The sequence below is a fragment of the Dysgonomonas sp. ZJ709 genome (genome assembly GCF_011039195.1).
Classification (GTDB): Bacteria; Bacteroidota; Bacteroidia; order Bacteroidales; family Dysgonomonadaceae; genus Dysgonomonas.
In genome coordinates this window covers 283735-310687 of sequence record NZ_JAAKEM010000001.1, presented here as the reverse complement: position 1 = coordinate 310687, position 26953 = coordinate 283735, and the positions used below count along the sequence as shown (strand labels likewise).

General features: G+C 37.7%; 27 protein-coding genes. 16 read left to right on the top strand and 11 right to left on the bottom strand.

Annotation, left to right across the window (positions count from 1 at the left end):
• Window position 1 precedes the first annotated feature (1 nt).
• From metK to G7Y56_RS01350, 8 genes are all read right to left on the bottom strand, one after another.
• On the bottom strand, window positions 2-1270 hold the full coding sequence (gene metK / locus G7Y56_RS01385; RefSeq protein ID WP_165040455.1) for a methionine adenosyltransferase: 1269 nt from the start codon (window positions 1268-1270) through the stop codon (window positions 2-4).
• A gap of 213 nt (window positions 1271-1483) precedes the next feature.
• A complete protein-coding gene (locus G7Y56_RS01380) occupies window positions 1484-3103 on the bottom strand; it encodes a lipopolysaccharide assembly protein LapB (protein ID WP_255498603.1) in 1620 nt (539 codons plus the stop codon).
• Between the two features lie 46 nt (window positions 3104-3149).
• Window positions 3150-4139, bottom strand: coding sequence for a PstS family phosphate ABC transporter substrate-binding protein (locus tag G7Y56_RS01375; protein ID WP_165020525.1), 990 nt, complete (start codon window positions 4137-4139; stop codon window positions 3150-3152).
• A 328-nt stretch (window positions 4140-4467) separates the two neighbouring features.
• Window positions 4468-5307, bottom strand: a complete 840-nt coding sequence (locus G7Y56_RS01370; protein WP_165020524.1) for an energy transducer TonB — start codon at window positions 5305-5307, stop codon at window positions 4468-4470.
• 24 nt (window positions 5308-5331) lie between these two features.
• Window positions 5332-5988, bottom strand: a complete 657-nt coding sequence (locus G7Y56_RS01365; RefSeq protein WP_165020523.1) for a biopolymer transporter ExbD — start codon at window positions 5986-5988, stop codon at window positions 5332-5334.
• A gap of 25 nt (window positions 5989-6013) precedes the next feature.
• Window positions 6014-6622, bottom strand: a complete 609-nt coding sequence (locus tag G7Y56_RS01360) for a biopolymer transporter ExbD (protein ID WP_165020522.1) — start codon at window positions 6620-6622, stop codon at window positions 6014-6016.
• A 69-nt stretch (window positions 6623-6691) separates the two neighbouring features.
• A complete protein-coding gene (locus G7Y56_RS01355) occupies window positions 6692-7513 on the bottom strand; it encodes a MotA/TolQ/ExbB proton channel family protein (RefSeq protein WP_165020521.1) in 822 nt (273 codons plus the stop codon).
• Window positions 7514-7933: 420 nt separating this feature from the next.
• On the bottom strand, window positions 7934-9319 hold the full coding sequence (locus G7Y56_RS01350; protein ID WP_165040451.1) for an aspartate kinase: 1386 nt from the start codon (window positions 9317-9319) through the stop codon (window positions 7934-7936).
• A gap of 187 nt (window positions 9320-9506) precedes the next feature.
• On the opposite strand from G7Y56_RS01350, the gene G7Y56_RS01345 reads away from it, so the two are divergent.
• From G7Y56_RS01345 to secG, 8 genes are all read left to right on the top strand, one after another.
• Entirely contained in the window at window positions 9507-11954 is a 2448-nt protein-coding gene (locus G7Y56_RS01345) for a DUF5686 and carboxypeptidase regulatory-like domain-containing protein (protein ID WP_165040448.1), read from the top strand.
• A gap of 5 nt (window positions 11955-11959) precedes the next feature.
• The gene (gene menA / locus G7Y56_RS01340) at window positions 11960-12865 is read left to right on the top strand and encodes a 1,4-dihydroxy-2-naphthoate octaprenyltransferase (RefSeq protein WP_165040446.1); all 906 of its coding nucleotides are present in this window, start codon (window positions 11960-11962) and stop codon (window positions 12863-12865) included.
• A 6-nt stretch (window positions 12866-12871) separates the two neighbouring features.
• Window positions 12872-13363 (top strand): metallophosphoesterase, encoded by a 492-nt coding sequence (locus tag G7Y56_RS01335; protein ID WP_165040444.1) that lies wholly within the window; start codon window positions 12872-12874, stop codon window positions 13361-13363.
• Between the two features lie 77 nt (window positions 13364-13440).
• Entirely contained in the window at window positions 13441-14277 is an 837-nt protein-coding gene (locus tag G7Y56_RS01330) for a lysophospholipid acyltransferase family protein (RefSeq protein ID WP_165040442.1), read from the top strand.
• A 267-nt stretch (window positions 14278-14544) separates the two neighbouring features.
• Window positions 14545-15813, top strand: coding sequence for a sigma-54-dependent Fis family transcriptional regulator (locus tag G7Y56_RS01325; protein ID WP_165040440.1), 1269 nt, complete (start codon window positions 14545-14547; stop codon window positions 15811-15813).
• Window positions 15810-16316 (top strand): LptE family protein, encoded by a 507-nt coding sequence (gene lptE, locus G7Y56_RS01320; protein WP_165020514.1) that lies wholly within the window; start codon window positions 15810-15812, stop codon window positions 16314-16316. The genes G7Y56_RS01325 and lptE overlap by 4 nt, the downstream gene beginning before the upstream one ends.
• 23 nt (window positions 16317-16339) lie before the next feature.
• The gene (locus tag G7Y56_RS01315; protein WP_165040438.1) at window positions 16340-17119 is read left to right on the top strand and encodes a hypothetical protein; all 780 of its coding nucleotides are present in this window, start codon (window positions 16340-16342) and stop codon (window positions 17117-17119) included.
• Window positions 17116-17499, top strand: coding sequence for a preprotein translocase subunit SecG (gene secG, locus G7Y56_RS01310; RefSeq protein WP_165020512.1), 384 nt, complete (start codon window positions 17116-17118; stop codon window positions 17497-17499). Before G7Y56_RS01315 ends, secG begins: the two co-directional genes overlap by 4 nt.
• A 282-nt stretch (window positions 17500-17781) precedes the next feature.
• Here the strand turns inward: secG and G7Y56_RS01305 are convergent, their stop codons facing one another.
• Entirely contained in the window at window positions 17782-18231 is a 450-nt protein-coding gene (locus G7Y56_RS01305; protein WP_165020511.1) for a type I restriction enzyme HsdR N-terminal domain-containing protein, read from the bottom strand.
• A gap of 95 nt (window positions 18232-18326) precedes the next feature.
• Between G7Y56_RS01305 and G7Y56_RS01300 the strand changes: the two genes are divergently transcribed.
• The 3 genes from G7Y56_RS01300 to G7Y56_RS01290 are packed head-to-tail and all read left to right on the top strand — an operon-like array spanning window position 18327 to window position 21143.
• Complete coding sequence (locus G7Y56_RS01300) at window positions 18327-19097, top strand: AMP nucleosidase (RefSeq protein ID WP_165020510.1); 771 nt, start codon at window positions 18327-18329, stop codon at window positions 19095-19097.
• A gap of 28 nt (window positions 19098-19125) precedes the next feature.
• Window positions 19126-20130 (top strand): DNA polymerase III subunit delta, encoded by a 1005-nt coding sequence (gene holA, locus G7Y56_RS01295; RefSeq protein WP_165020509.1) that lies wholly within the window; start codon window positions 19126-19128, stop codon window positions 20128-20130.
• Window positions 20131-20132: 2 nt separating this feature from the next.
• On the top strand, window positions 20133-21143 hold the full coding sequence (locus G7Y56_RS01290) for an alpha/beta hydrolase (protein ID WP_165040436.1): 1011 nt from the start codon (window positions 20133-20135) through the stop codon (window positions 21141-21143).
• Here G7Y56_RS01290 and G7Y56_RS01285 read toward each other — a convergent pair.
• Window positions 21138-22550, bottom strand: a complete 1413-nt coding sequence (locus G7Y56_RS01285) for an ATP-dependent RecD-like DNA helicase (protein ID WP_165040435.1) — start codon at window positions 22548-22550, stop codon at window positions 21138-21140. The genes G7Y56_RS01290 and G7Y56_RS01285 overlap by 6 nt on opposite strands.
• A gap of 83 nt (window positions 22551-22633) precedes the next feature.
• Here G7Y56_RS01285 and G7Y56_RS01280 point away from each other — a divergent pair, with 83 nt between their 5' ends.
• The 4 genes from G7Y56_RS01280 to G7Y56_RS01265 all read left to right on the top strand — a co-directional run bounded on the left by G7Y56_RS01280 (window position 22634) and on the right by G7Y56_RS01265 (window position 25348).
• Window positions 22634-23443: a DUF3822 family protein gene (locus G7Y56_RS01280; protein WP_165040433.1), complete on the top strand. Its 810-nt coding sequence runs from the start codon at window positions 22634-22636 to the stop codon at window positions 23441-23443.
• Window positions 23440-23985, top strand: coding sequence for an RsmD family RNA methyltransferase (locus G7Y56_RS01275; RefSeq protein WP_165040431.1), 546 nt, complete (start codon window positions 23440-23442; stop codon window positions 23983-23985). The genes G7Y56_RS01280 and G7Y56_RS01275 overlap by 4 nt, the downstream gene beginning before the upstream one ends.
• 33 nt (window positions 23986-24018) lie before the next feature.
• On the top strand, window positions 24019-24885 hold the full coding sequence (locus G7Y56_RS01270) for a family 16 glycosylhydrolase (RefSeq protein ID WP_255498602.1): 867 nt from the start codon (window positions 24019-24021) through the stop codon (window positions 24883-24885).
• A gap of 94 nt (window positions 24886-24979) precedes the next feature.
• Complete coding sequence (locus tag G7Y56_RS01265) at window positions 24980-25348, top strand: MmcQ/YjbR family DNA-binding protein (protein ID WP_165040429.1); 369 nt, start codon at window positions 24980-24982, stop codon at window positions 25346-25348.
• A gap of 17 nt (window positions 25349-25365) precedes the next feature.
• Here G7Y56_RS01265 and G7Y56_RS01260 read toward each other — a convergent pair whose 3' ends face one another.
• On the bottom strand, window positions 25366-26094 hold the full coding sequence (locus G7Y56_RS01260; protein WP_165040427.1) for a DUF3667 domain-containing protein: 729 nt from the start codon (window positions 26092-26094) through the stop codon (window positions 25366-25368).
• 146 nt (window positions 26095-26240) lie between these two features.
• On the opposite strand from G7Y56_RS01260, the gene G7Y56_RS01255 reads away from it, so the two are divergent.
• Window positions 26241-26732, top strand: coding sequence for a phBC6A51 family helix-turn-helix protein (locus G7Y56_RS01255; protein WP_165040425.1), 492 nt, complete (start codon window positions 26241-26243; stop codon window positions 26730-26732).
• The last annotated feature ends 221 nt before the right edge of the window (window positions 26733-26953 follow it).

Sequence of the window (26953 nt, the reverse complement as noted above, 5' to 3'; positions counted from 1 at the left end):
ATTATAAATTAAATTCTTTCTTAATAGCATCTACATAGTCTAACTTCTCCCATGTAAACAACTCCACTTCACGGATAATACCCTTAGGATTATAACGAGATTTGAATTCTTTGGTTACAATCTGGGGCTCTCGTCCCATATGACCATAAGCAGCTGTTTCCGAATAGATAGGATTACGAAGTTTTAAGCGCTCTTCGATTGCTTTTGGACGCATATCGAACATACGGTCTATTACTTTCGCAATTTCTCCATCTGCCATAGCGACATTACTCTTACCATAAGTATTTACATAAATATTCATAGGCTTAGCAACACCGATCGCATATGAAACTTGAACCAGCACTTCTGATGAAACACCTGCAGCCACTAAGTTTTTAGCAATATGACGAGCTGCGTAAGCAGCCGAACGGTCTACTTTAGATGGATCTTTACCTGAAAAAGCACCACCTCCATGAGCACCTTTTCCACCATAAGTATCCACAATAATCTTCCGCCCTGTCAAACCAGAATCACCGTGAGGTCCTCCTATTACAAAACGACCTGTAGGATTGACATGATATGTAATATCATCTGTAAACAGGCTTATCACATCTTCTCTGATCTTATATTTAGACTTTACACGTGGAACCAGAATATTTATTACATCATTCTTAATCTGACTTTGCATAGTAGCATCATCAGCAAAATCATCATGTTGTGTAGAAATAACGATAGTATCTATACGTAAGGGGGTTCCATTGTCATCATATTCGATCGTAACCTGCGATTTAGCATCAGGACGTAAGTAAGGCATCAAATGAAGCTCATTCTTGCGTATAGCTGCCAATTCGAAAAGCAATGCATGGGACAAATCCAATGCAAGAGGCATATAGTTATCAGTCTCGTTAGTTGCGTAGCCGAACATCATCCCCTGGTCTCCGGCCCCTTGATCCATTGGATCGATTCGTCCGTCAACTCCTCTGTTTATATCGTCCGATTGTTCATGTATAGCAGATAGTACACCACACGATTTAGCTTCGAACTGATACTCACTTTTGGTATAACCGATACGTTCTATTACTTTACGAGCTGTCTCTTGAATATCTATATATGCTTTTGACTTAACCTCTCCGGCTAATACGACCTGACCTGTTGTTACAAGGGTTTCGCAAGCTACTTTCGATTCGGCATCGTATGCCAGAAATTCGTCTAATAAAGAGTCTGATATTTGATCAGCTACTTTATCCGGGTGTCCCTCCGAAACGGATTCAGAAGTAAATAAATAACTCATTTTAATCAATTTATCTAATTAAAAAAAGGAAAGATAATATGCGCAGCTTGCATAAAATGGTTTAGCATTTTTTTTATGTGGTTGCAATCATACAAATCCCTCCACGAAATTTGATACAAAGATAGAACTTTTTATACAGATGGACACATATCTACAAAAAAAGAGTTCGCACAATGTTGTGCGAACTCTTAATATTTATAAATTTCAGTTCTTTTATTTTACAACTTCAAGCAACTGCAAACCAACAGAGTTTTCCGGATCTAGTTCCAGTAGCTTTTCACAATTAAGTTTTGTATTCGCTTTTGCTTCTGCGCTTCCTGTTGCATCAAACTGTACATAATAATAGTAAGCTAAATATCGGTAAGCTTCAATTAACTCTCTAGCGTTCTCACCATCATTTTTAGCTGTGATAATTCTTACAGTTTCATCATAATATGGTTTCGCCAAACCTTGTATAGTCTCAGGGTCAAGTGATGCATTCGTGCGGGCTCTCCACAGGTTACCCAAGTGGCTCTCAGGTATACGCTCTGCAACAATAGCAAAAGCAGCATCAGCGTCCTTAAACATAGCAGGAGCTTGGGCTGTTAGAGTAGAGTCTTTGGATGCAGCTGTTCCTGCCATATAATAATAACGACCTAGTTGGAAGAAATCAGATGCTTCTGCTTTCTCTCCCATAAGTTCGATATATTTTTTATAAAACTCTGCAGCTTCTGCATTCATTGATTCGTTTGCTAAGATAATAGCAATCTCTTTATTCAATTCTATTTTAGAAGGATCTAACTCTATTGCTTTTTTGTATTGAGCAATAGCATCTATTTTTTGACCAGCCTCACTTAGAATATTACCATAAGTCATATAATCCTGAACGATATATTTTGCTGTATCTCTTGGAATACTGAAGAACTTTTGACCAACAGCCATACCTTCGTCATATTCTTTCAATTCGTTATCGCTATACATCAATAGACGATTTAGTACGAAATTGTCAGCCTCACGACCAAGACCTTCATTGATAACAGTTACAGCATCGCCATAATTTTTGGAAAAATATTGAGCTGCTGCAAGATCAATAATATCAGCAACAGTATAATCACCAGCACTAAAGTATTCTTTATATGCAGCTATTGCTTCAGCATAAAAACCATTTGCATAATACAATTTCCCTAGATATCTGTAAGTAATTTTATAATCCGGACGGATTGCAGTTACTTTCTTAAGCATTCCTATTGCTGTAGTAGGGTTGATAGACTCATAAACCCTAGCCCCTTTAACATAAGCTAATACACAATTAGGATCAAAGTTGATCGCCTGATCGTATTGCATAGCTGCATCACCAGCTTTACCAGCTTTTGCTAAAAGATCTCCTTCAAAAATATAGATGTACGGAGATTTTTTATTTGCCTTACGGGCATCTTCTACTTTTGCAGTAGCTTTTTCAGTCATTCCATTATCTGAATATGCTTTAGCTATTGCAAGAATAACAGAAACGTCTTTTTTATTTTTCTTAAAAATTTCAGATAATTGATCTTCTGCTACTTTTGTATTAGATTTCAATTCTAATTTAGCCAAACCAATTGCATTGAAAGCAGATAGTGGATCAGCGGCCAAACCTTTTTCGAAGTTGGTTTTAGCTTCTGCCATATTACCTTCAAGAAAAGCTATTTCACCCAAATAATAATAGGACTCAGCGGGTGTTTGTCCAATATTCTTTGTAAAATACTCTTTCGCTAATTTTATCTCTCCCAACGCAAAGTAATCTGCACCCGGGCTATTTTGAGCAAATGCTGTCAAGCTAATTGCCAAACTTAATAATGAACTTAATAAATACTTCATCTTCATACTGTCTTATATATATTTAGATTAATTTGTTTATGCTAGATTACTTTACAAATCCCGGATTAGCACGTATCAATCGCATCGGACGAGTTGCGGGCAACAGTCCTGCTTTTGTAATCATACGTTGTCCTTGATCACCAGCTACAAAGGTAACAAAACCTGATGTTAAACCACCGCTAACATCCGAAATTATTACATAAATATCTCTGGTTAGTGGATACTTTCCTAATGCAAGTTGATACGGATAAGGCTTATAGCTATCCTTCACTGTCGCTTTTTCTTCTTTGCTAACAGACATTACCCTTACATTATTTATAAAGCTAAGATTAGTGGTATCCGACGGATTGCTAATCCAGTTCACACCAATTATACCGAGAGCATTCGGGGTCGATGCCACGTAGTCAATCACCATCTGATTAGGTGTGCGTTCCGAATTTATATCAATTGTTTGTTGCGCGTCTTCTGCTCGTGCCCGTAGGTTAGAACCTAAAGGTACGTCTCCGCAGATAGAATCTTTTATATATCGAACCATGCTCGAATTTGGACTATCGAAGGCAATGGCAATATCTCCTAATGAAGAACCGGGGCGGAGTTCATTCCATGTACGAACTTCTCCGGTGAATATTTTTTTCAAATCGGCTACAGAAACAAGTGTATCTGTATTAGCCTTGTTTACAATGATAGCAATACCATCTGTTGCTATTTTTTGAGACCGAGGTGTACGTTGCCGGTCTTTTATTACATTTATCTCGTTTTGCGTCAGTTCGCGTGCAGCGATAATCAACCGCAAGCTATCTTTCATAAATAAATCAAACATTCCTATTTCACTTGTATATAGAGGAATGATTGTAGCATCAGGATTCAGTGCTTCAAAAACATCTACCTGCTGTTGTATAATGGGTGCAAAACACTCATCTACGGCTATTTCGGCAATACCGCTGGTAAGCGTATCAGTCCGTGTTATTTTTCTTCTATCACCACAGGATGATAAGAGAATGATTATTGTGCAAAAAATAATACTTAGCTTTTTCATTATAATAAAATTATATTTATAAAATCTTAATCTGAAAAATTACAATGACTTCCACATTCTATATCCCCTAAACAATCCATAGACAAAGAACAGCACGCCCATTATAATACGAATAATCAAAGATACGTTCGCAAATATAGGAGTGAATACAAGTAGTACAGCGACACACAGGTAAAAGAATACCATTAGTAGACTCCATACGATTCTAAAGGAAAATTTGTTTTGTTTCATCTCTATTATTTAAAAAGAAGAGAAGAGGTTTTTAGTCCAACTTCTCTTCTTTACTAAGTTTTATGTTTTGCAATAAATACCTCAAGAAGAGTATTTATTATTGTCTTAACTTAAATACAATCGGAAGTGTAAAATACACTGGTACATTCAAACCATTTTGCTTTCCAGGAATCCAGTTTGGCATCGCTTTTACAACCCTTACTGCTTCTTTATCACAAGAAGGATCGATACCACGGATAACTGTTACATCCGAAATTGCACCTGTTTTAGTTACAACGAAACGAATAGTTACACGACCTTGAACACCTGTTTCTTGTGCAACAACAGGATATTTTAGGTTCTCGTTAATAAACTTATGCATTTCCATTTCGCCTCCAGGGAACGTTGGCATTTGTTCAACTGTAACAAATGGCTTGTCAGTGTCTACTTTTTGCTCAACAATTACTTTATGTTCCTTTAGTTCTGCAATATCAACACCATGCTTATCGTCAGTACCTTTCACGTCAGCCACAGAGATAGTGATCTTAGTTGTAGTCAAATCTTCTTGAGACTTCATCAACTTATCTTCATCAATCTTGTCATCTTCTGTGATAACAGGAGGTGTAAACTTCACTGTTGTTTTCAACGGTGGTGGCGGTGGTGCAGTCTCCTGCTTAATCAGGTTCTCTTGTTGTACTTGTTCTTCAACAGGTATATTCGACATTGCAAAAGTGTCTTCCATCGGACCAAGATCGTCTTTCGCTGTAAGATTTTTCACAACACCGATTAGCCCTGGCAACGCTGCGACAAACGTAGCGAACAGAAGCATTACAATAAATGCCGCGATGTGTCTTTTTGAAGAACTTTGACGAAGTCTATAAGCACCATACTGCTTGTTTTTTCCTTCAAAGACTACATCACACCATTCGCCTGAATTCAAATTTATGTCTTTTCCCATAATTTTCTTCTTTTAATAATGTGATTACTTCGGAGTTGCAGCTTGAGCGCCATAAGCACCTTTCGTTTTCAAGTTCTCAATTAAGAATTGATCGCCTTCGGCCATATCAACAATTGCATATTTGCCGATACTGCAAATTTGCATTTCGTCTAAAGCATCAACCAGATTCTCGTATGTTGCATCGCTTGTCGGCTTAATTACAACAATCATAGACTCTTTATCATTCTTAATTTCACTTGCTTGTTTCTTAAAGTCTTCATCGGACATTCTTTTATTTTCACGTTTTTCACGCTTCAGCTCAGTCATTTTTTGAACAGCTGCCGCATTACGTTCTAAAAGAATTCCACGAATACCTTCGGGAGAATAATCAGTCTCTTTCAACGATGTGTAATCTTCATATTTAGGTTTTCCAAAGTAATAATATACTTTATCATTTTCACCTAGCAAAAGAGTCACCGTCTTAGACTCAGGAACTTTATCTTTCTCTTCTTCTGTTAAATTCTCATCATTGGTAGGCATCGCAATATCCATGATCTGCGGTTTACTCAATGTTGTACAAAACATAAAGAAGGTTATCAATAACATATTCATATCAACCATCGGAGTAAAGTCTACTCGTAGGTTTAGCTTTTGGGGTTTGCCTTTTTTCTTTTCGCCGCCACCGGTTTGTACTTCTGACATAATCTTTCTTTTTAGTTTTTGATTATTATAGGCCTTCCGGCATTCCCCTAAGAGTGGTTATAAGACTATATCTGTTTTCTTTCAATTCGATCAAAGTTTTCATCACACCATCCACTAATGGATATGGAGTCGACTGATCTGCTTTGATAGCGATAGATGCGTCCTCATTTACTTCCCTAAAATGTTTTACCCAACGTGATAGTTGATTATTTGTACTATCTGTAGGCACCCCAAAATTTTTAATCTCAGCACTCTGCTCATCCATTGGTAAGTTCAACAAGCCAGACATTCTATTCATAGGAACCCCAACATGGGTCAATTCTACAAAAGATTTTATTTGTTTGTCGTCAAACGTAATACCATAATCCTGCCCCATCAACTTCAATACTGCAACCTTATTCTCAGGTCTGTCCATGTTTAAAAACACTTTGCCCTGCGGATCGATTAGTATTGTTAAAACGTCGTTTTCAGGAATCTTTACCTCAGACACGGATGCCGGAGTCAAAACCTGTACGGGTTCTTTTGGTAAAAATGTTGATGTAAGCATGAAGAATGTAAGCAGGAGCACAGTAACGTCACTCATCGCCGTCATGTCGATAAACGTATCCTGTTTTTTAACCTTTACTTTAGCCATATCTTCTCTTTGTTTTCTTATTAGAGTAGAATCTCATAGAAATTCCACAAATTAATCTAAAAATATTAATTATTTAGACAAACCTCCGTGAGTTTGAGTATAAGTTTGACCAACAGCGAAGCCTACTTCGTCTACTGCATTGGTCATTTCTTCTACTCTACCAGAGAAATAAGAATAAGAGATAATAGCTAACGCACCTGTACCGATACCCATTGCTGTATTCATTAGGGCCTCAGAAATACCTAGTGCCAGTGCTGTTGAATCTGGTGATCCCTCGCTACTCATAGCTTGGAAAGACTTGATCATACCTAGTACTGTTCCTAATAGTCCGAACAATGTACCCAATGAAGAGATTGTTGCAATGATCGATAGGTTTTGTTGTAGGTAAGGAAGCTCTAATGTAGTAGCTTCTTCTATTTCCTTTTGGATAATAGCAGCTTTTTCGTCGTTATGAAGATCTGTAAGTTTCTCTACATCTTCATATCTAACAAGACCTGCTTTTAGGATGTTAGCAACTGAACCTTTTTGCTCATCGCAAAGTTTTGCAGCTCCAGCGATGTCGCCAGCAGCTAATTTAGTTTTAGCATTTAAGATAAACTTAGACGTGCTTCCTTTACCGCTTGCTCTGTTCAATGCAAAGAATCTCTCAACAGAAAGAACAAGTACAGTAAGAAGCAATGTGATTACACAAGGTATCACATACCCCCCTTGGTATAAAATTCCGAAAACATTACCTGGAAGTGGATGCCCTTTTTCGTCGAAACCGCTAGGATTTCCACAAACAAAGATGAAAAAGCAGAATGCTACAATAGCACAGCCAACAATTACAATCGCAGCTGAAACGCCTTTTGATCTAGGCTTTTGTTTTGGTTGTTGTCTCTTAGTTTCCATAGTGATAATAAATAAATTAAGTTTAGTGAATTAATTTTTAATTTTCAAATTTATAATATTTGTTTATACAATATTTATTCTAAATCCAGTAAAAATGGCGTAAATAGTGTTTGTACAAGCGTACAAATATACAAATCCATTTTATCTTTCAAAGATTTTTATATATTAAAAATACACATCGATATACCTTTCTTTTAATCAGAACGCTCGGCATCTCGTTTTATTCGTCTAAAATAAAGAATTTTAGATAGAAAAACATCCTAATGAGACAAAAAGATTATATTTTGTTATGGAATGTCTAAAATGATTAGAAGTGTTCCACGATGGTATTAAAGTATCTATTTTGCTATATTCAGTTAGCAAAAATAGAATTTAAATTTATTATTTACAATAAAAAAAATATTAAAATACTATTTCGCCTTATTTATCGAGGCACAATTCGTCGTTTAGAGCTATAACAGCGCTTTTATAGTGTTCTCTCTTAATAACAAACTGCATATTTACCTGACGAAGTGATTGTGCAAAACTTTCGACATTGATACCTTGTTCGAACAGAGCTTTAGATGCTCTGTATAAGAATCCCGGCATTGCAATATTGGTACCCATAACACACACCAGTGCTACACGTTCCGAAATAACACGATAAAAAGCCTGTTCGAGGCTAGCTATCAACTCACGAGACTTATAATTGTCCCAGACTACCATTGTAATCGAGTTAGCATTGGTCGATTTTAGTATATAGCTTACTCCAAATTTAGAAAACATCTGCATGATACGTAAGTCGAAGCCAACCTCACCGACCATCATAGGATCATGTATCTCGATGGCTAATACTTTATCTGTACCAGATACTATTTCTATTTTTGGAATTTCAGAAACATATTCTTTCGTTATTATAGTCCCAGGGTGCTCCGATTCGAATGTGTTTTTTATACGAATATTGATATTCGCCAACTCGAGCGGCTTTGCAGCCTGAGGATGAATAGCTTCCATACCTATATCCGCCAACTGATCAGCAATAACATAATTGGTATAGCCCACCGGAACAACTTTATCTACCCCAACAATATTAGGATCGGCACTAGATAAGTGGTATTCTTTATGTATGATCGCTTCATTAGCGTGAACCTCTACCGCGATTTTACTGAATGTAACCTCAGTGTATCCTCTGTCGAAAGCACGCATAATACCTTCTGTTCCCTTTGTATAGCCTGTTGCAATACAAAGATCTTTACCGAAGTCTATATCTTTAAATGCACGATGAATACGTTCATCTATAGTAAGTGGCAACGAGTCGTTGAATCCACACAGGTCGATAAATCTTGCGGATATACCACTATTATTCAAAATATTAACTGAATTCCATGCCGAATGTGCTTCACCTACAGACGCCAATATTTCGCGCGCTGCCAAGCATATATCGTCAGCATTGACATAACCCGAAGCCAATACTTTACTTAAGCTATGCAACATCGTTTTAGCCTGCTTGATACGATAGGTAATAAACTCACGAGCCTCAGCCAGATCCAGACCGATACTTTCGAATCCGTCATTAATAAGGAGAAGGCGCTGACACAAGCTATCCAAACCTATACTGTAATCGGCATTTTCGAGAAATTGAACATAAACTCCCGGCTCACCCGTTTTTTTATGTTCGAGCAACCAATTGGTCACATTATTATATGCTGATACCACGAATATACGATTGTATAGTTCTTCCGGTTTTCTCTTTCCTACAATTACATTATCCAATACATCCTTGAACTGAGACATAGATGTCCCACCAATTTTTTCTACAGTTAGCATTTCTCTCGTTAGGTTTGACTTATATTGACTAGCAAAAATAATAAAATAATCTAAAACCGAATACCCTTATAAACATTTGTTAGCATAACCTGTCGAAAAAGCGTCACTTTTTCACATTCTTAATTTCCACGTATAATATTTCTAATATATTTGCAGTTTAAATGATATTACGCAAAACAGATAACACATGAAGTATTTCGGTATTTTATCCTTCTTCCTTTTTTTTACATTCAACCTTTCATCACAAAATTTCAAAGGACAAATTACAGATAAAGCAAACGAACCTTTACATGGAGGAACCGTGTATATAAAGGAGATTAATCACGGATTAGTCTGCAATGAAAATGGACAATACCAGACAGCCTTGCCCACCGGCAGTTATCTGGTCGAATTTAAATGCCTGGGCTTTGAACGAATCGAACGCCGAGTACAAATACTGCCTAATGAAACTACTATCGTAAATATTTCTTTGGAAGAAAAACCTTTTGATCTAAAAGAGGTAACCGTATCAAATACCGAAGACCCAGCCTATGAAATAATGCGAAAAGCAATCGCTAAAGCCCCCTATTATGCAAATACAGTAAAAGGATATATTGCCGATACATATATAAAGGTGAATATGGAATTATTCAAAATCTCAAAACTATTAGACAGAATGATTCAAAAGTCAGAAGGGATGAAGGCTTCGGAGCTTAGAAACCAAATGTTCGTTCAGGAAACATTCAACGAAATAGAATATAACGCCCCCGACAAATACAAGCAAACGGTAATAGCTTTTTCCAGCAGCATTCCCGACAACTTTGATTCGAAAGAAGCTATAAGTATTATGAATGGGTCACTATATACATCCAAACTCGGACAGTTTATATCACCGCTAAATGAAAATGCATTTTCTTACTACAAATTCAGATATGAAGGATACAGCGAAGAAGATGGAACGACAATAAACAAGATTAAAGTTAGCCCAAAGGTAAAAGACCCCATTTTATTCGAAGGCTATATTTATATTGTGGATGGTACATGGCATATAAATCTTGCCGAACTGAGCAGCCATGATTTAGGTGACAACCGAACATATACTATTACTTATCAGAAAATAGCAGAAGATGTTTATCTGCCTGTCAGCTATTTTGTCGCTTCCAATCTTGATTTTCTAGGTATAAGCGGAGCTCTCAACTATTATGCATCGCTTAAATACAAACATGTAGATGTAAATAAAGACGCGATGAAAACAATCGCCGAAAAGAAAAACACGAAGCGAAATTTTGAAATCAAAACAGATTCTTTATACACCACTTTATCGGACAGTTTGGCACAAAATAGGGACTCTTCGTATTGGAAGCAGATACGAGTTATCCCTTTGTACGAAAGGGAGGCTATAAGCTTTGTCAGAAAAGATTCAATACAACAACGCATCGATTCGGTTCGCGAAAAGCATAAACCATCCAGATTTTCGTTTGGAAACTTGCTGATGGGAGGACAAACAGGCTCGGACTCAAGTAAAGTGAGGGTGAGATATGACGGTCTGCTAAGAATACTACCTGAATATAATTTTGTCGACGGAGCTTGGATCGGGCAAAAATTTACGATTACAAACAAACTCAATGAGAAACAAAAATTAAGAATCAGCCCTTATCTGTATTACTCCACAGCCAGAGAACGTTTTATTGGTGGTACAAATATAGATCTGGATTATGCACCAATGAAACTTGGGAGTTTAAGCTTATCAGCCGGCTCTATGTCCGCCGACTTCAATCCACTAGGAGCTGCGCGTCTTGACAATATGTATTCGTCATTATCGAAAGGCAAAAACCTTAGTTATTTTTATCAAAAAGATTTCGTTGCCGTACAGAATTCTATCGATTTAGCGAACGGACTCAAATTGAATACAGGATTCGAGATTGCCAAACGACGAGGATTAAGCAATAATACTGATTTTGTGATCTGGGGAGCCAGACGCAATATTAGACCGAATATATATAGTGATGACAGTTTTGATAAAACGTCTTATAATGTCGGTTTCGAATATACACCATACGCTTATTATTCTATAAAAAAGGGAGTAAAGAGATATGAGAACTATGCGTCGCCAACATTTCTAATTGATTATGAAGAGGGGTTTTCTTCTTGGCAGACAAACAATTCTAAATTCAGAAAAATAAAGGCAGGAATAAATCAATCTTTAGCTTTAAGCTATTTCAGCCATATCAACTACTCGGCAGAAGCAGGAATATTTATCGGCAATAACGACAGGATACATTTTGCCGACTATCATCATTTCGATGCTGTAAATACATTTTTGACATGCAAAAATCCATTCGATTCGTACCTGATGCTAAACAGCTATGAATACTCTACTAACCGCCACTGGATAGATACACGCATAAATTATACCAGTAAATATATCCTGCTGAAACGTATCCCGTTTTTTCAGGGGCAGCCATTTATGGAAACACTTCATTTGAAAAGCCTGTATACCCCCGATAATAAATTCTATACCGAGGCCGGATACTCTATTAATCTCACCAGACTAATATCTTTTGGAGCATTCACTTCTTTTAATAACGTAAAATACACTAAATTTGACGTTCGATTAAGCATTGGCATAGATGCTTTCAGATCGATAATATATTAAAAAGAATGGCATCAATATTCTCTTGGGTTTCGGCATTGCGTCCCCGAACGCTTTTTCTTGCAGTAGCTACGGCTATCTGCGGTAGTAGCATGGCTTTCAGCACAGGCAAGTTCGATATCACAGTCTGCATTTTAACCATCCTTATCGCAACTATCTTGCAATTGTTATCCAATATGGCCAACGACCTTGGCGATTACCAGCAAGGGACAGATATTACAGGCGAAAGGGTCGGCCCCAAGCGTACGGTACAAAGCGGAGCCATAACACCTCAACAAATGAAAAGAGGCATCTATATAGTTATCGGACTGGCTGCAATAGTGGGTTCACTCCTTATATATATAGCATTGCAATTTATGGATATAAAGTATATTCTTATTTTTCTCGGCTTAGGCTTGGCAGCCATTGTAGCAGCTATAAAATATACAACAGGAAAAAACCCGTACGGATATAAAGGATTGGGCGATCTGTTTTCTTTCATCTTCTTCGGTCCTGTCCCTGTGGTCGGCACTTATTTTCTTCATACGCATGCCTTAGATTTCAGAGCGTGGCTACCTGCTATCGGGTTGGGATTCTTATCGGCTGCGGTACTCAATATTAATAATATGCGTGATCTTGAAAATGATAAGAAATCGGGGAAAGTTACAATACCTGTTCGTATAGGGCTCGATAAGGCAAAACTATATCATAGCATTCTGACTATTGGCTCACTTGCTTGTTTTGTAGGATATGGAATTTTATATCTATCGAACTGGTATCAGTATTTTTACGTTTTTGTATTTTTACTTTTTATAAAAATATTATCCAATATTATTCGCACAAAAGAAAATCGGCTCTTAGACCCCTACCTCAAATACACATCGATGGGAACATTCTTATTATCCGTTGTGTTTTCTATTTGTATAAATCTATAATCGCATATGAAAAAGATCGGACTATTATCGGATACACATAGCTGGTGGGACGACAAATACGAAAAATACTTTGCAGACTGCGATGAAATCTGGCATGCAGGAGACATTGGTTCTATGGATCTGGCTCTTCGTTTCGAAGCCCTAAAACCTTTCAGAGCAGTATATGGAAATATCGATGACAGTAAAGTGCGCACTGCCTATCCCGAATTTCTGCGCTTTACCGTAGAAGATGTAGATATACTGATAACTCATATCGGAGGTTATCCCGGAAAATATGAACCGCGAATTCGTACAATATTAAACACCAATCCGCCTAAACTATTTATAGACGGGCATTCGCACATACTGAAAGTAATGTTCGATAAAAAACATAATTGTTTGTTTATTAACCCCGGCGCTGCCGGCAAATACGGCTTTCATAAAGTCAGAACTCTTGTCAGATTTATTTTAGATAATGGAAACATCCGAGACTTAGAGGTTATCGAACTAAAGGATTAACAAATTAGCAGAAAAGAATATTTGCCTGTTTTCCTATTTTTAACCACCTTTGTCATTCATTTAATGCATTTTTTCGCATGAAAGAAAAACTTATAAGTAAAGACGAACTTCGCAAAATGAATCCTATTCTTCAAGGAACATTTGGCAATATAATAATCAGTTTTGCAATGTGGCTGACCGGACTAAACAAAGTCAACCGCATCTATGATACTTCTAAGCAATACGAAGGAGTCGCTTTCTGCGACAACCTATTGAAAGATGTAGGAGTAAATATCATTGTAGAAAATATAGAAGTCCTCGATCAATTTGAAGGAAAGGCGTTCATCACTGTATCCAATCATGCCTACGGACACATAGACGGAATAGCGGCCATCGACAAAGTAGGTTCGGTACGTGGCGACTATAAGATGATGGTGAACTACATTCTTGGCATGATCGATACAATGGCTATGCATTTCATTGTTGTCAATCCGTTTCAAAGCGGAAGGCTGGCTGCACGTTCGAGCCTCGAAGGCATAAAGCAATGTATAGATCATCTGAAAGAAGGGCATCCGCTTGGTTTTTTCCCTGCGGGAGCAGTATCCAAGACGAAACTAAAAGGCCTCAAAATGGAGGTCGAAGACCGTGAATGGCAAGAACCGGTAGTAAAACTGATAAAGAAAGCAAAAGTACCTGTAATCCCAATGTACTTCAGCGGGCACAACTCATGGTTTTTCAATTTTCTGGATTTAGTAAGCTGGAAATTACGTTCGTTGCGTCTCGGACACGAAGTATATAACAAGAGAGGTAAAACGATACATATTAGATTGGGGGAACCTATTATGCCAAAAGAACAGGCTGGATACACAGACATAAAAGAGTTTGGCGAATTCCTGAAAGCTAAGACTTATGCATTAGCTAAACCAACAGACTGAAAACCGATCTTCACAAATCTTTACTAAAAAGGCTGACAGAATATGAATAAAATATGTAATTTTGTCAGTATTAAGATCGCAAACACACTTAATAGTCCATCCAAGTATAACAATGATTGATAGTTATACTTTTGAAATGCGACATTAAATACATTCTTTTACTTAGTTTTTTTTGAAATTCTATAAATATCTGTTGCCAAGCATTCTTGCACATGACACTGATACAAATAATAAATAGGTCGATGACCTTTATAAGTCTTGCTCCTTATGGCGAAACCTGATATTCTACAAGTAAAGCAGCGATTTGGTATTATTGGAAATAATCCCGAACTGAACCGGGCTATCGATATAGCTCTTCAGGTAGCTCCTACCGATATGTCTGTACTTATTACAGGTGAAAGCGGTGTGGGTAAAGAAAGCTTCCCTCAAATAATACATAATTATAGCCACCGTAAGCATGGTAGCTATATTGCTGTCAACTGCGGTTCTATACCCGAAGGTACTATCGATTCGGAGCTATTCGGACACGAAAAAGGTTCGTTTACCGGTGCTACAGGCGAACGCAAAGGCTACTTTGAAGTTGCTAATGGAGGCACTTTATTTCTTGACGAAGTTGGTGAATTGCCGTTATCGACACAAGCTCGTCTGCTGCGTGTATTAGAAACAGGCGAATTCATTAAAGTAGGTTCTTCGAAAGTAGAAAAGACAGATGTTCGCGTAGTAGCTGCAACCAATCTGGATATGATCAGCGCAACAAAGCACGGACGATTCCGTGAAGACTTATACTATCGGTTGAACACTGTGCCTATCCGCATCCCATGCCTTAGGGACAGAAAAGAAGACATTCCACTTCTTTTCAGAAAGTTTGCCAGCGATTGTGCCGAAAAATATAACATGCCGCCAATTGTCCTTACAGAAGCCGCTAAGCAAACACTTAAAGATTATTACTGGCCGGGAAATATCCGCCAGCTAAAAAACATTACGGAACAAATATCTGTAATAGAGCAGGCACGTGATATTACCTCCGAAATATTGAAATTATACCTACCTGCCAACGAAGTAGGACTTATTCCGATAAGTACAAAAGATCATAACGACTCTAAAAGTTTTAATAATGAGCGTGAAATCTTATATCAGGTATTGTTCGATATGAAAAAGGATATGAACGACCTGAAGAAAATTGTTCATGATATTGTTGCCGGAAATATACAACCTTCCGACATTTCATCGTCGATAAAGCATAATTCGGAAAGCTCCCTCACTCCTATCATTGTTAGTAGCGAAAGGAATACATCGCTCTCTACAAAAGAGGATATGCCAGCCATAGTATCGTCATCCAAAGTGGATGATTCTGATATTGTGGAGGCACGGGATTACGAAGAAGAAACACTTTCGCTGCAAGATGTAGAGAAAGATATGATAATAAGAGCACTTGAACGTCATAATGGGAAACGCAAAAATGCGGCTCAGGATCTGAAAATATCAGAACGCACACTTTATCGGAAAATAAAAGAATACAACCTGGAAAATTTATGAAAAAAACGGCATTATTGCTTATAGTACTCCCATTCCTGATGTATGCTTGCAGCATATCTTATAAATTTAACGGAGCATCACTCGATTATTCAAAAACCAAAACAATCGAAATCAGAGATTTCCCGAATCAGGCACCTCTTGTATATCCACCATTGACACAGGTATTTAATGACAGGATAAGAGATGTATTCGATAGAAATACCAAACTGATTTTCACGACTGTCAGTCCCGATCTCGAAATAGAAGGAGAGGTCACTCAATACGACCTTATGCCTTTATCTGTTCAGGCAGATGCCTTTGCGGCTGAAACACGCTTGACAATGAGTGTCAGAATGCGTTTCAGAAATAACGTAGACCCATCGCAAGATAAGGAAGAGACATTTACTGCATTCCAGGATTTTGACAGCAGCAAGATGTTAACCGAAGTACAGGATGCATTGATTGAAGAATTGACAAAAGAAATTGTCGATCAGATATTTAACTCAACAATGTCTGATTGGTAATCCCTTTATCGACTTAAAATCATATGGATATTCAACTATTTAATCAATTGGTAGATAACAGCAAAGTTCCCTCGGATTCTGAAATAGCAGGCTTAAAGAACATTGTTGATGAATATCCCTATTTTCAAATTGGCATCTTTACTTATCTTAAATCATTATTTTTATACAATAATGACGAATATAAATCGGAGTTAACCCGCCTGGCAATCTTTGTTAATGATAGAAAGGCTCTTTTTTACTATATATTAAGTGAAGAATACGACCAGTTTTTCACACATACAGGGAAAAAGGAAATATCCGAAGATAAGACCAGTATCCTCTTAAATGCTTTCTTCGATACGCTGGATAACAACGATGACGATCCCGAATTTGAATACAATCTGATCAATTCGAGCCTTGCTTCGACCGATTATTTCACTTATCTGGAGATTCAGCCTAAAGAAAACATCCAAAAAGAGCCAGAGAAAGAGGCAATTCCGCTCAAACATCAGGTGATTATCGATTCTTTTATAGAGCGATCGAAAGAAGATGGCGGTATAAAAATACATATCGACAAAGAAGATATTAACGCACCCATTACAGCTGAAAGCAAGGAAGTAGATACAGATGACGAACTAAGTGACGACATGTTCTTTACTGAGACTTTGGCCAAAATATACATAAAACAGCGGAAGTACGAAAAAGCATATAAAATAATTAAACACTTAAGTTTGAATTATCCGAAAAAAAATATTTACTTTGCAGACCAATTGAGTTTTCTGGAAAAACTGATTATAAATTCGAAATTCAAAGATAAAAAATGAATACGCTAATTATTGTATTAATTGTTATAGCAGCTATTGTACTTATATTAATAGTTCTTGTTCAAAATTCTAAAGGTGGCGGTCTTTCATCGGGCTTCTCTTCTTCAAATGCAATTATGGGAGTTAGAAAAACTACTGACTTCTTAGAAAAAGCAACATGGGGATTAGCTAGCTTTATTATTGTTATGAGTATCCTTTATGTGGTGGTAACACCTAAACAAATTGCCGGACCAGCATCAGAAATCCAAACGATTCCTCTAGCTACTCCTGCTACAACTACTCCTGACATGTCTACAGGAATGCCGGGTGCTGCACCTCTAACTCCTGCGCCGAGTCAAACAACAACTCCAACACCGACAACTCCGGCAGAAAATCAATAATATTGGTATTCGATAAAACATAAAAAAAAGCATCTCAGTCCGAGGTGCTTTTTTCTTTTTAAGTATATTTTGACGTTTAGACTCATATCTGCCATCCTAATGGCTGTTTTATCATTCCGAACTGAAAGCCCCTCTTAACCTCCCCCAAGGGGAGGAACACAAAGAGAGTATACAAGAGCCCCTCCTTGGGAGGGATTGGGAGGCTGAGCAGATCCCTCACTACGTATCGGGATGACATAAAAATACTGTAGTTGGTTGGTGGTAATGCTAACGACTTATTTATTATAGTTCGTTGTAGGAAGGAATATCAGATAAGTATTCAAAAGACTGATTCACATAATCCATTTTGCAGCAATAATGGCTCAAACCGTTGGAGACAATCAGATACTGCACCTTAAGTACTATATTATATCGCACTATCTGATCAAACACATCTTGCGTAATAACCACCTCGGGAGCTTTATACTCTACGATTACCAAGGGAGATGGCTCACGGCTGTAAATCACTGTATCACACCTTTTTTTCTGCTGATTCAGATTAATCTGGATTTCGTTCGAGATTAGAGACTTGGGATAACCCTTTTCTGTAATCAGGTAATTTATAAAATGCTGCCTTACCCATTCCTCGGGTGTAAGCACAACATACTTGCGCCTCAATTCATCAAAAACAGATAACTTACCATCTATTTTTTTGACATTTATATTGAAAGGGGGTAAATTTAACTTCAACATTTGCTACCTTTGTTAAAAGCATCCTATGAAAACAAATCGGAGTAATCTTTGTTTTTGTATACAGTAGGATCGTTCTAAACAAAAGTAGAGTTTATATGAAAACAAAACAAGAGATTGTAGAAAATTGGCTACCTCGCTATACAAAGAGACCATTGGAACAATTTACCAAACATATACTTCTTACCAATTTTTCGAAATATGTAGAAGTTTTTGCCAATCATTTCAATGTGCCTATCGTGGGCTTAGACAGTAATATGCCTAATGCCAGTGCGGAAGGTATCACCATTATCAATTTTGGGATGGGTAGCGCCAACGCTGCAACTATCATGGATTTATTAAGCGCTGTACAACCACAAGCTGTCCTATTTCTCGGTAAATGCGGTGGAATAAAAAAACACAACGCCTTAGGTGACTATATACTTCCTATTGCAGCTATCAGAGGCGAAGGGACATCGAACGATTATTATCCGCCCGAAGTACCTTCCCTGCCAGCTTTCAGCCTATTGAGATCAGTATCGTCGACTATCCGTAATCATAATAAGGATTATTGGACGGGAACAGTTTATACAACCAACCGCCGTGTGTGGGAGCATGACGACACGTTCAAAGACTACCTGCGCAAGATTCGCGCTATGGCTGTCGATATGGAAACAGCTACACTCTTTACATGCGGGTTTGCCAATCAGATACCAACCGGCGCTTTACTTCTCGTATCGGATCAACCGATGGTAGCCGATGGGATAAAGACCGAAAAAAGTGACAATATTGTTACACAGAACTTCGTAGACGAACATGTGCTAATCGGTATAAAGTCGTTGAAAACATTGATTAATAACGGTGAAACGGTTAAACATCTACGCTTCTAAATAGTAAATCCAAGAGCAATATCCCAATATGAGTTTCGAGCAGATAAAAACAGACATACTAGCCAGACGATTCAAGCCTATCTACCTATTGATGGGTGATGAACCGTATTATATCGATGAATTGACAGATTTATTGATCAATACCGTTCTGCCCGAAGACGAGCGTGATTTCAATCAAACTATTGTTTATGGAATGGAGACCGATGTCCCTTCTGTAATTACATTAGCTCGTAGTTACCCAATGATGTCAGACTATCAGGTTGTAGTAGTCAAGGAAGCGCAAGGCTTAAGCAAGATAGACGAACTTGAGGTTTATGCAAAAAACCCTCTTTCGACTACAATACTTGTACTCAATTACAAAAACGGAACACTCGATAAGCGAAAAAAACTATCGGCTACAATAGAAAAGAATGGTGTTGTACTCGAATCTAAAAAGATACCCGATTATAAGATACCTGCTTTTATTACATCTTATCTTGGAACTAAAGGGCTGAGAATAGACCAGAAATCGGCACAGATGCTGACCGACTATCTGGGTAACGATCTTAGTAAACTAACGAATGAAATAGGGAAACTGCTGATTACACTACCGCAAGGTCAGGCACAGATAACAGCCGACCTGATAGAGCAAAATATAGGAATAAGCAAAGATTTCAACAACTTCGAGCTACTGAAAGCCATTATCGAGAAGAATACATTCAAGGTGAATCAGATAGCCGACTACTTCGAAAGTAACCCGAAAAATAATCCGCTGATAGTAACATTAGTCGTACTATTCAACTTTTTCAGCAATCTGATGATCTGCTATTGGGCAAAGGATAAATCGGAAAACGGCATCGCTGCCGAATTGGGGTTCAGAAACCCATATCAAGCGAAAGATTATGTAGCTGCACTTCGCAACTACAATGCTTTCAAATGCATGAATATACTTAGCTTGCTAAGAATATATGACGGGAAATGCAAAGGTGTGGATAATGTATCTACCCCCGACGGACAATTACTGAAAGAACTGTTATATAAAATAACTCATTAGTTATGAAAAACAAATTCATTTATACGCTATTCTTAGCACTGCTAGTCAGTATCTCATCGTTCGGTAGCGATTTCACAAAAGATGATGAGATAAAGAAGGAGACCTTTATTTTCTCAATAAAAGGTAATGACACGCTGCGACTCGACAAATATGATTTACCATCCATAACAGGGCAGAAGCCGTGCATTATATTCGTTTTCGGTGGCGGATTCACCAGCGGAGAACGCGATCAGAAAGCATATGTGGATTATTTCAATCAGCTGGTAGCTAAAGGATATGCCGTTGTTTCTATCGATTACCGTTTAGGTATCAAGATGGCTTTGGAAGCTGGCAAGAAGCAGGAAGCCCAAACAGGCAAAAAAGCTAAAATGGGTGGACGTGAAGCTGTCGGAGTTATGGATCATGCTATTACAATAGCAGTAGAAGACCTGTTTGACGCAACTAATTTCGTTCTGCAACATGCCCAAGAATGGAATATAGATAAAGACAAAATAATCAGTTGCGGCTCGAGTGCAGGAGCGATCACCGTTCTGCATGGCGAATACGAAATAAGCAATAATACAGAATTGGCTAAACGCCTGCCCGAAGATTTCAACTATGCAGGAGTTATTTCTTTTGCAGGAGCAATATTCAGCATAAAAGGAGATTTGAAATGGCAGGAGAAACCAGCTCCTATGCTTATGTTTCATGGCGATGCCGATAGTAATGTGCCCTATAATAAACTGACAATTATATTTACTAAATTCGGCTTTTATGGCTCGAAGCATATTGCTGAAAAGCTAAGCAAAGAAAAATATCCTTATTACTTCTACAGCGTTGAGAATGCTGCTCACGAGATAGCAAATACGCCTATGTCGGAAAACCTGAATGAGATCAATACCTTTATAGATAAGTTTGTGATCGGAAAACAAAATCTGATAATAAATACAGATGTAAAGGATTTGAACAAACAGGAGATGAGAAAGAAGTTCGGAATCAAAGATTATCTTAGAGCAAACGGACTCGGTTCATAAGAAATCGTCTGCCAAATTTATCAGATATAACTTATCGCTGGCTCGTGTAATCGCCGTATACAGCCAGCGATAAAAATTTACACCGAGATGTTCTTCTGCAATATAGCCTAAATCGAGAAAGACATTGTTCCACTCACCGCCCTGCGCTTTGTGGCAAGTGACGGCATAAGCAAACTTAACCTGCAAAGCATTAAAGAAAGGATCGACTTTCAGTTTCTTCATCTTGCCCGCCTTGGTCGATATATCGGAATAGTCTTCGAGTATATTCAGAAACAATTCTTGCGACCGCTCACGTGATAATGCCGCCGTATCGGAAGAAAGTGTATCCATCAGTATCTTTACTTCGATTTCCATATCGTAATCTAGACTTCTGACCAAAACATCACAGAAGCGAAAGCCGTATAGTTCCTGTTCGCGGCGAACACGTAATACTTCTACAATTTCGCCATTTGCAAGGAACTCTATACCCTCTACATTCTCTGTCCAGAAATAATTATTCTTGTTTATCATCAGCAGATCGCCAGATGAGATCTCTTCTTCACGGTATAAAATACGATTGCGCACCCCTTGATTATATATATTCGAGCGTTTGTTAGATCGGGAGATAATCATTGTGTTTTCTATTCCATCACGATCGTAAGCCGCCGATATTTCATCTATCAACTCTTCGCCCGATATACGGATAATATCCGAAAAGCCTTTAAGTTTTAATTTTGGAAACGCTTCGGTCTTACCCTTCCTCAATATATTCCTTATATTCGTTGCATTGTAGAGTATTCCCGAGCTTTCGGCTTGCCGCACGATCTGCGACAGCATCGAGTGCATAATCTCCAAACCATAGCCCTCTAATACGGCTAATTGCAAGGCTGGACTCTCCTCCTCCATTACTGGGGGTAACTGCGCCGAATCGCCGATCAAGAGCAAACGGCAGTTTTCGCCCGAATATACATAGTGAATAAGATCGTCCAAAAGTCGCCCTGTACCGAAAACGGACGAATCCAATCCGTTATTGCTTATCATAGAAGCCTCGTCAACAATAAATAGTGTATCTTTATGCAGGTTATCCATCAAGGCGAAATAGCCGGTTTCGGCCGAAAACTTCTTTTGTCTGTATATTTTTTTATGGATAGTAAACGCAGGATGGCTTGCGTAAGCCGAAAAAACTTTCGCCGCGCGGCCAGTGGGGGCTAATAAAACGGTTTTCTGTTTGAACTCGGTCATTGTTTTGACCAAAGCACCTAGTAACGAAGACTTACCTGTTCCGGCATAACCTTTAAGCAGGAATAAAGTTTCTTCCTTTTGCAAGAATAAGAACCCGACAATTTTCGTCAAAGCCTGTCCCTGCTCTTCGGTTGGCTCGAAAGGAAAATTATCTTTAATCTTGTCAAGGAAAAAATCGTTCAGCATACTAACATGGGATATTGAAATGAATATCAAAAGTAGCTTATAAAAATATCTTTTTCTACATTTGTAGATATAAAACAACAATTATGTTTATACCCGAAAATATAGACCTCGGACAATCAGAAAAATATATCTTATCTATCCGGATAGAACCGAACAGATTTATGTTCTCTATCTCGGAACCTAATTACGGAAAAAGCTTTTGTCTTCGGGATACTACATTTTCGACCGAAATAACACTGTTGAATAATATTCAGCGAATTATTTTCGACTTCAATTTTCTTACGCAGGAATTTCTGGAAACGAATGTTATCATTGTTTCTCCCGAATATGATTTTGTCCCGTCTGCCTACTTCGGCGAACACGAAAAAATCGATCTTTACAATCGTACTCATACGGATAAAGCTGAACGTATATTATCGAATAAAAATGAAAAATACAGTTGTGTAAATCAGTTCAAGATAGATGAAGATATCTATGAATTTCTGTCGCGTAGCTTATTCAATCCGAAATACACGCATCATACAAGCTTGTTAGTAGACTTGTTTGGAGATAAGGGCAAATCGGTAAGCCTCACTTCCAAGATGTTCCTGAATTTCCATAACAACCTGCTGGATATTATATGCTTTAAAAATTCAAAATTCACTCATTGCCTGACATACGAAAATGAACCTGCGAGCAATCTGGTTTATTTTATCCTTAAGCTGTGGGAACAGTGCGAATTCGACCAGCTAACCGACCAATTATATATTGCCGGATCTCCCGAAGAAGAAATAAAACATATGTTACAAGAGTACATCAAAAATATAAATCCTGTAGATACACCTCGCGAGGTTTATTTATGGAATGAGGATGCTCTGAAAGCGCCTCTCGACTTAATAACACTATCATTATGAGAATAATCAGCGGGAAATACAAAGGGCGCAGATTCAGCCCTCCTAAAAGCTTCAAGGCTCGTCCTACAACCGATTTTGCAAAAGAAAATCTGTTCAATGTACTCAATAACGAGATCGATTGGGAAGAAACCACAGCCTTAGATCTTTTCGGAGGTACGGGTGGTATCAGTTTCGAACTGGTTTCGAGGGGATGCCCTAAGGTGATATGTGTAGAAAAACTTCCTGCTCATTGCAGCTTTATCGAAAAGACAAAGGCTGAATTGAAAGCTACGGAACTCACCCTGTTTAAGATGGATGTATTCAAATACCTGCAACATGCTACTCAACAGTTCGATCTTATATTTGCCGATCCTCCCTACGATCTGAAAAACTTCGCAGATGTTCCTAAACTTATTTTCGAAAAAGACCTAATCAAAGCCGGAGGAATATTTATACTGGAACATTCGAAAGATTATAATTTCTCTGAATTGCCTTTATTCGATGATCAGCGAGTATACGGCAGTGTGAATTTCAGTATTTTCAGAAAAGAAGAGTTAACCTAAAAGAAATAATTGATAATTTAAAAAATCTTAACCATGATGAAAAATGCACAACTTATATTTCTAACCTTCCTTATCGGGGGCGGTCTGATAGCGCACAGTATGAAGGCGCAAGAAAATGTAAATAATAAATCTATAAGTGATTTATCGCCTTCCAACAGTGAAATGGAACTTATATGGAGTGATGAATTCGACTCGTCAGGAAAGAGCCTACCCAACTCCGACAAATGGAGTTACGAAGTCGGCGGACACGGATGGGGTAATAATGAAAAACAGTATTATTTACAAGAGTCTCTTGAAAATTCGTATGTAGAAGATGGAAAATTACATATCAGAGCCGTAAAGAAGCAGCACGAAGATTCGGATTACACATCGGCTAAACTAACGACATACAATAAGATCGGGATTCAATACGGAAGGGTCGAGGTTATGGCAAAACTACCTGCCGGCAAAGGTACATGGCCTGCTATCTGGATGCTTCCCGAAAGCATACAGGACGGTTCTGAAGACTGGCCTCTATGTGGCGAAATAGATATTATGGAGCAAGTGGGAAAAGATCCGAATATAGTCCATACATCATTGCATTCCGAGCTATACAATCATATAAAAGGAACTCAAGTTACTCATTTCGAAAAAGTAGATAATGTGGCCGATACTTTCCACAAATATGCTATTGATTGGACGGATCAATACATCAAGTTTTATATAGACGATAAGCTATTTTACGAATCATACAAAGGTGAGGACGGCAGGATTTCAACGAATGAAGGATGGCCTTTTGACAAACCGTATTACCTCATTCTAAATCTTGCTATCGGAGGAAATTGGGGCGGCGAAATAGACAATTCAGCTCTACCTTGCGAAATGCAGGTCGATTACGTAAGAATTTACAAAAAGAAATAAAATAAACGATAAGCTCGTCCCATAGCACCACTCTTTATTTTTAGAATTGCAAGAAAGCAAAAAGACAGCTGGAATTAATCTAATTTTTCAGATTATGAATATCGAAGAATTCAGCGATTATTGTTTGTCGATAAAAGGAGCATCCGGTAGTTTCCCTTTTTTCGATAAACGGATTCTTGTCTTCAAGGTGATGGAAAAAATGTTTGCCTATCTGAATATAGAACCCAAAGACGGTGAGTTTCGTGTCAGCATGAAGTGCGAACCGAGTAGATCAATGGAATTACGGGAACGCTACGAAGGTATTACACACGGTCAGCATGCAGGAAACAGTTTTACTTGGAATGCGGTCAACCTCCAAAGCGACGTACCCGATTCAGTGATTAAAGAACTGGTAGATATTTCGGTAAGTGAGGTAATAAAGAAATTACCTAAAATGAAACAGGCAGAATATAATAGTTTGTAATAAGGACACCGATATATTTAATGGGCAGATTTCAATATTTCCACAACAACAACCGCTACAAATGTGGCAAATATTAATGTAAGAGCAATACACCAAATAGCCTTAAACAGAGTTTTGAAAAAGGATGGATATCTGAATACCCGAATCAAGGCCCATAGAATATAGATGAATGTGAAAACATTCATCATATGATAAACGTATACTGAATGAGAATAATAGAACAAAGGATACAAAAGCAGCAGGATAAAAACCTTAGTACCACTAATGTAAGAATGAATCACTAGATGCTCAATATAATCATAACCTCTTTTTCTATATATAAGATAGGATGATACCGCATAGAAGGGAATTATCAGCAATAGGCTTATGGCATAATGACCGTAATACCAACTATATAAAGCATTACTATCGAACAACGAATTATTATTCGGATGCATTTCTGACTCAGGATATACATTAAAAAAATGTATAACAAGACTATAAATCGTTGCTAAAATAAACAGATAAGCGAATGGTTTAGAATAGTCGACCCTTCTTCCTCCCAAATACCCGTTTATAGTACTTCCTGGTCTTATGAGCAATTCTTTTATTGTGAAAACAATCCCCTTATTTATATGTAGAATGCTAAACTGTAATTCATCGAAAAGGCTTTTCCAGCCTATTTTTGTCTCATTAAGAGATTGTCCACAATTAGCACAATAATTTCCTTTTACTATGTTATTACAATTCAAACAATGCTTAGCCAACTTGCTTATATTTTAGATACATAAATATATATAACATAATACAAGATGGGTTTGTTTTGTATAACAGAACCCGAAATAACTATTTTTCTCTTATGAACAGACTTGAAACATATTTATCTATAATCAAAAAAGAAAACCGATTGATTATGGCAAAGTACAGCGAAAAACTAGCAGCAAAGATTATAACCCTTATCGAAGATAACAACTATACTATATCCGAAGTCTGCAAAATATTATCAATCAGCAGAAAATCGTTTTACGAATGGAAAAACTTCAAGCCTGAGTTCGCTCGTCAACTCGATGAGGCTATGGATCGTCGGGATGAGAAGCTGATGATGGGTGCACGAAAGGCATTGCAGCGAAAAATAGAAGGCTATACGCTGACCGAGAAAAAGACGACTTACATCCCTGATAAAGATGACCCGTCTCAGCTAATAGTAAAAAATGTAGTTGTCAAAGAAAAGGAATATGCGCCTGATACCCGATCTATCAAGCTTATTCTGAAACGATATGATGAGAAGATGGATAAAAAAGGAGAGACTAAAGAACAGCCTAAGCAATTAACTTTTGTCGCAAATAATGAAAAAACGGCTGAGAGTTTGAGAATATTTCGTGATCGGTTACAAAATGGAACTTGATGAACCTAAAGTAACATATAGAAACTGTGTAAAAGTGTTACTTTTGTTACTTTTTGAATTGAAAAATGCATTGATAGAGCTTATTCTAAGAATCATAAGGGAAGAACAAAGAAATTATCTAAGACCGAGATTATATGGGAACATATATAAAAAAGAAAAGGTTGTCATCACGACAACCAATCTTCATTGTTAACCTTAAATCTAATACCATGAAAAACACA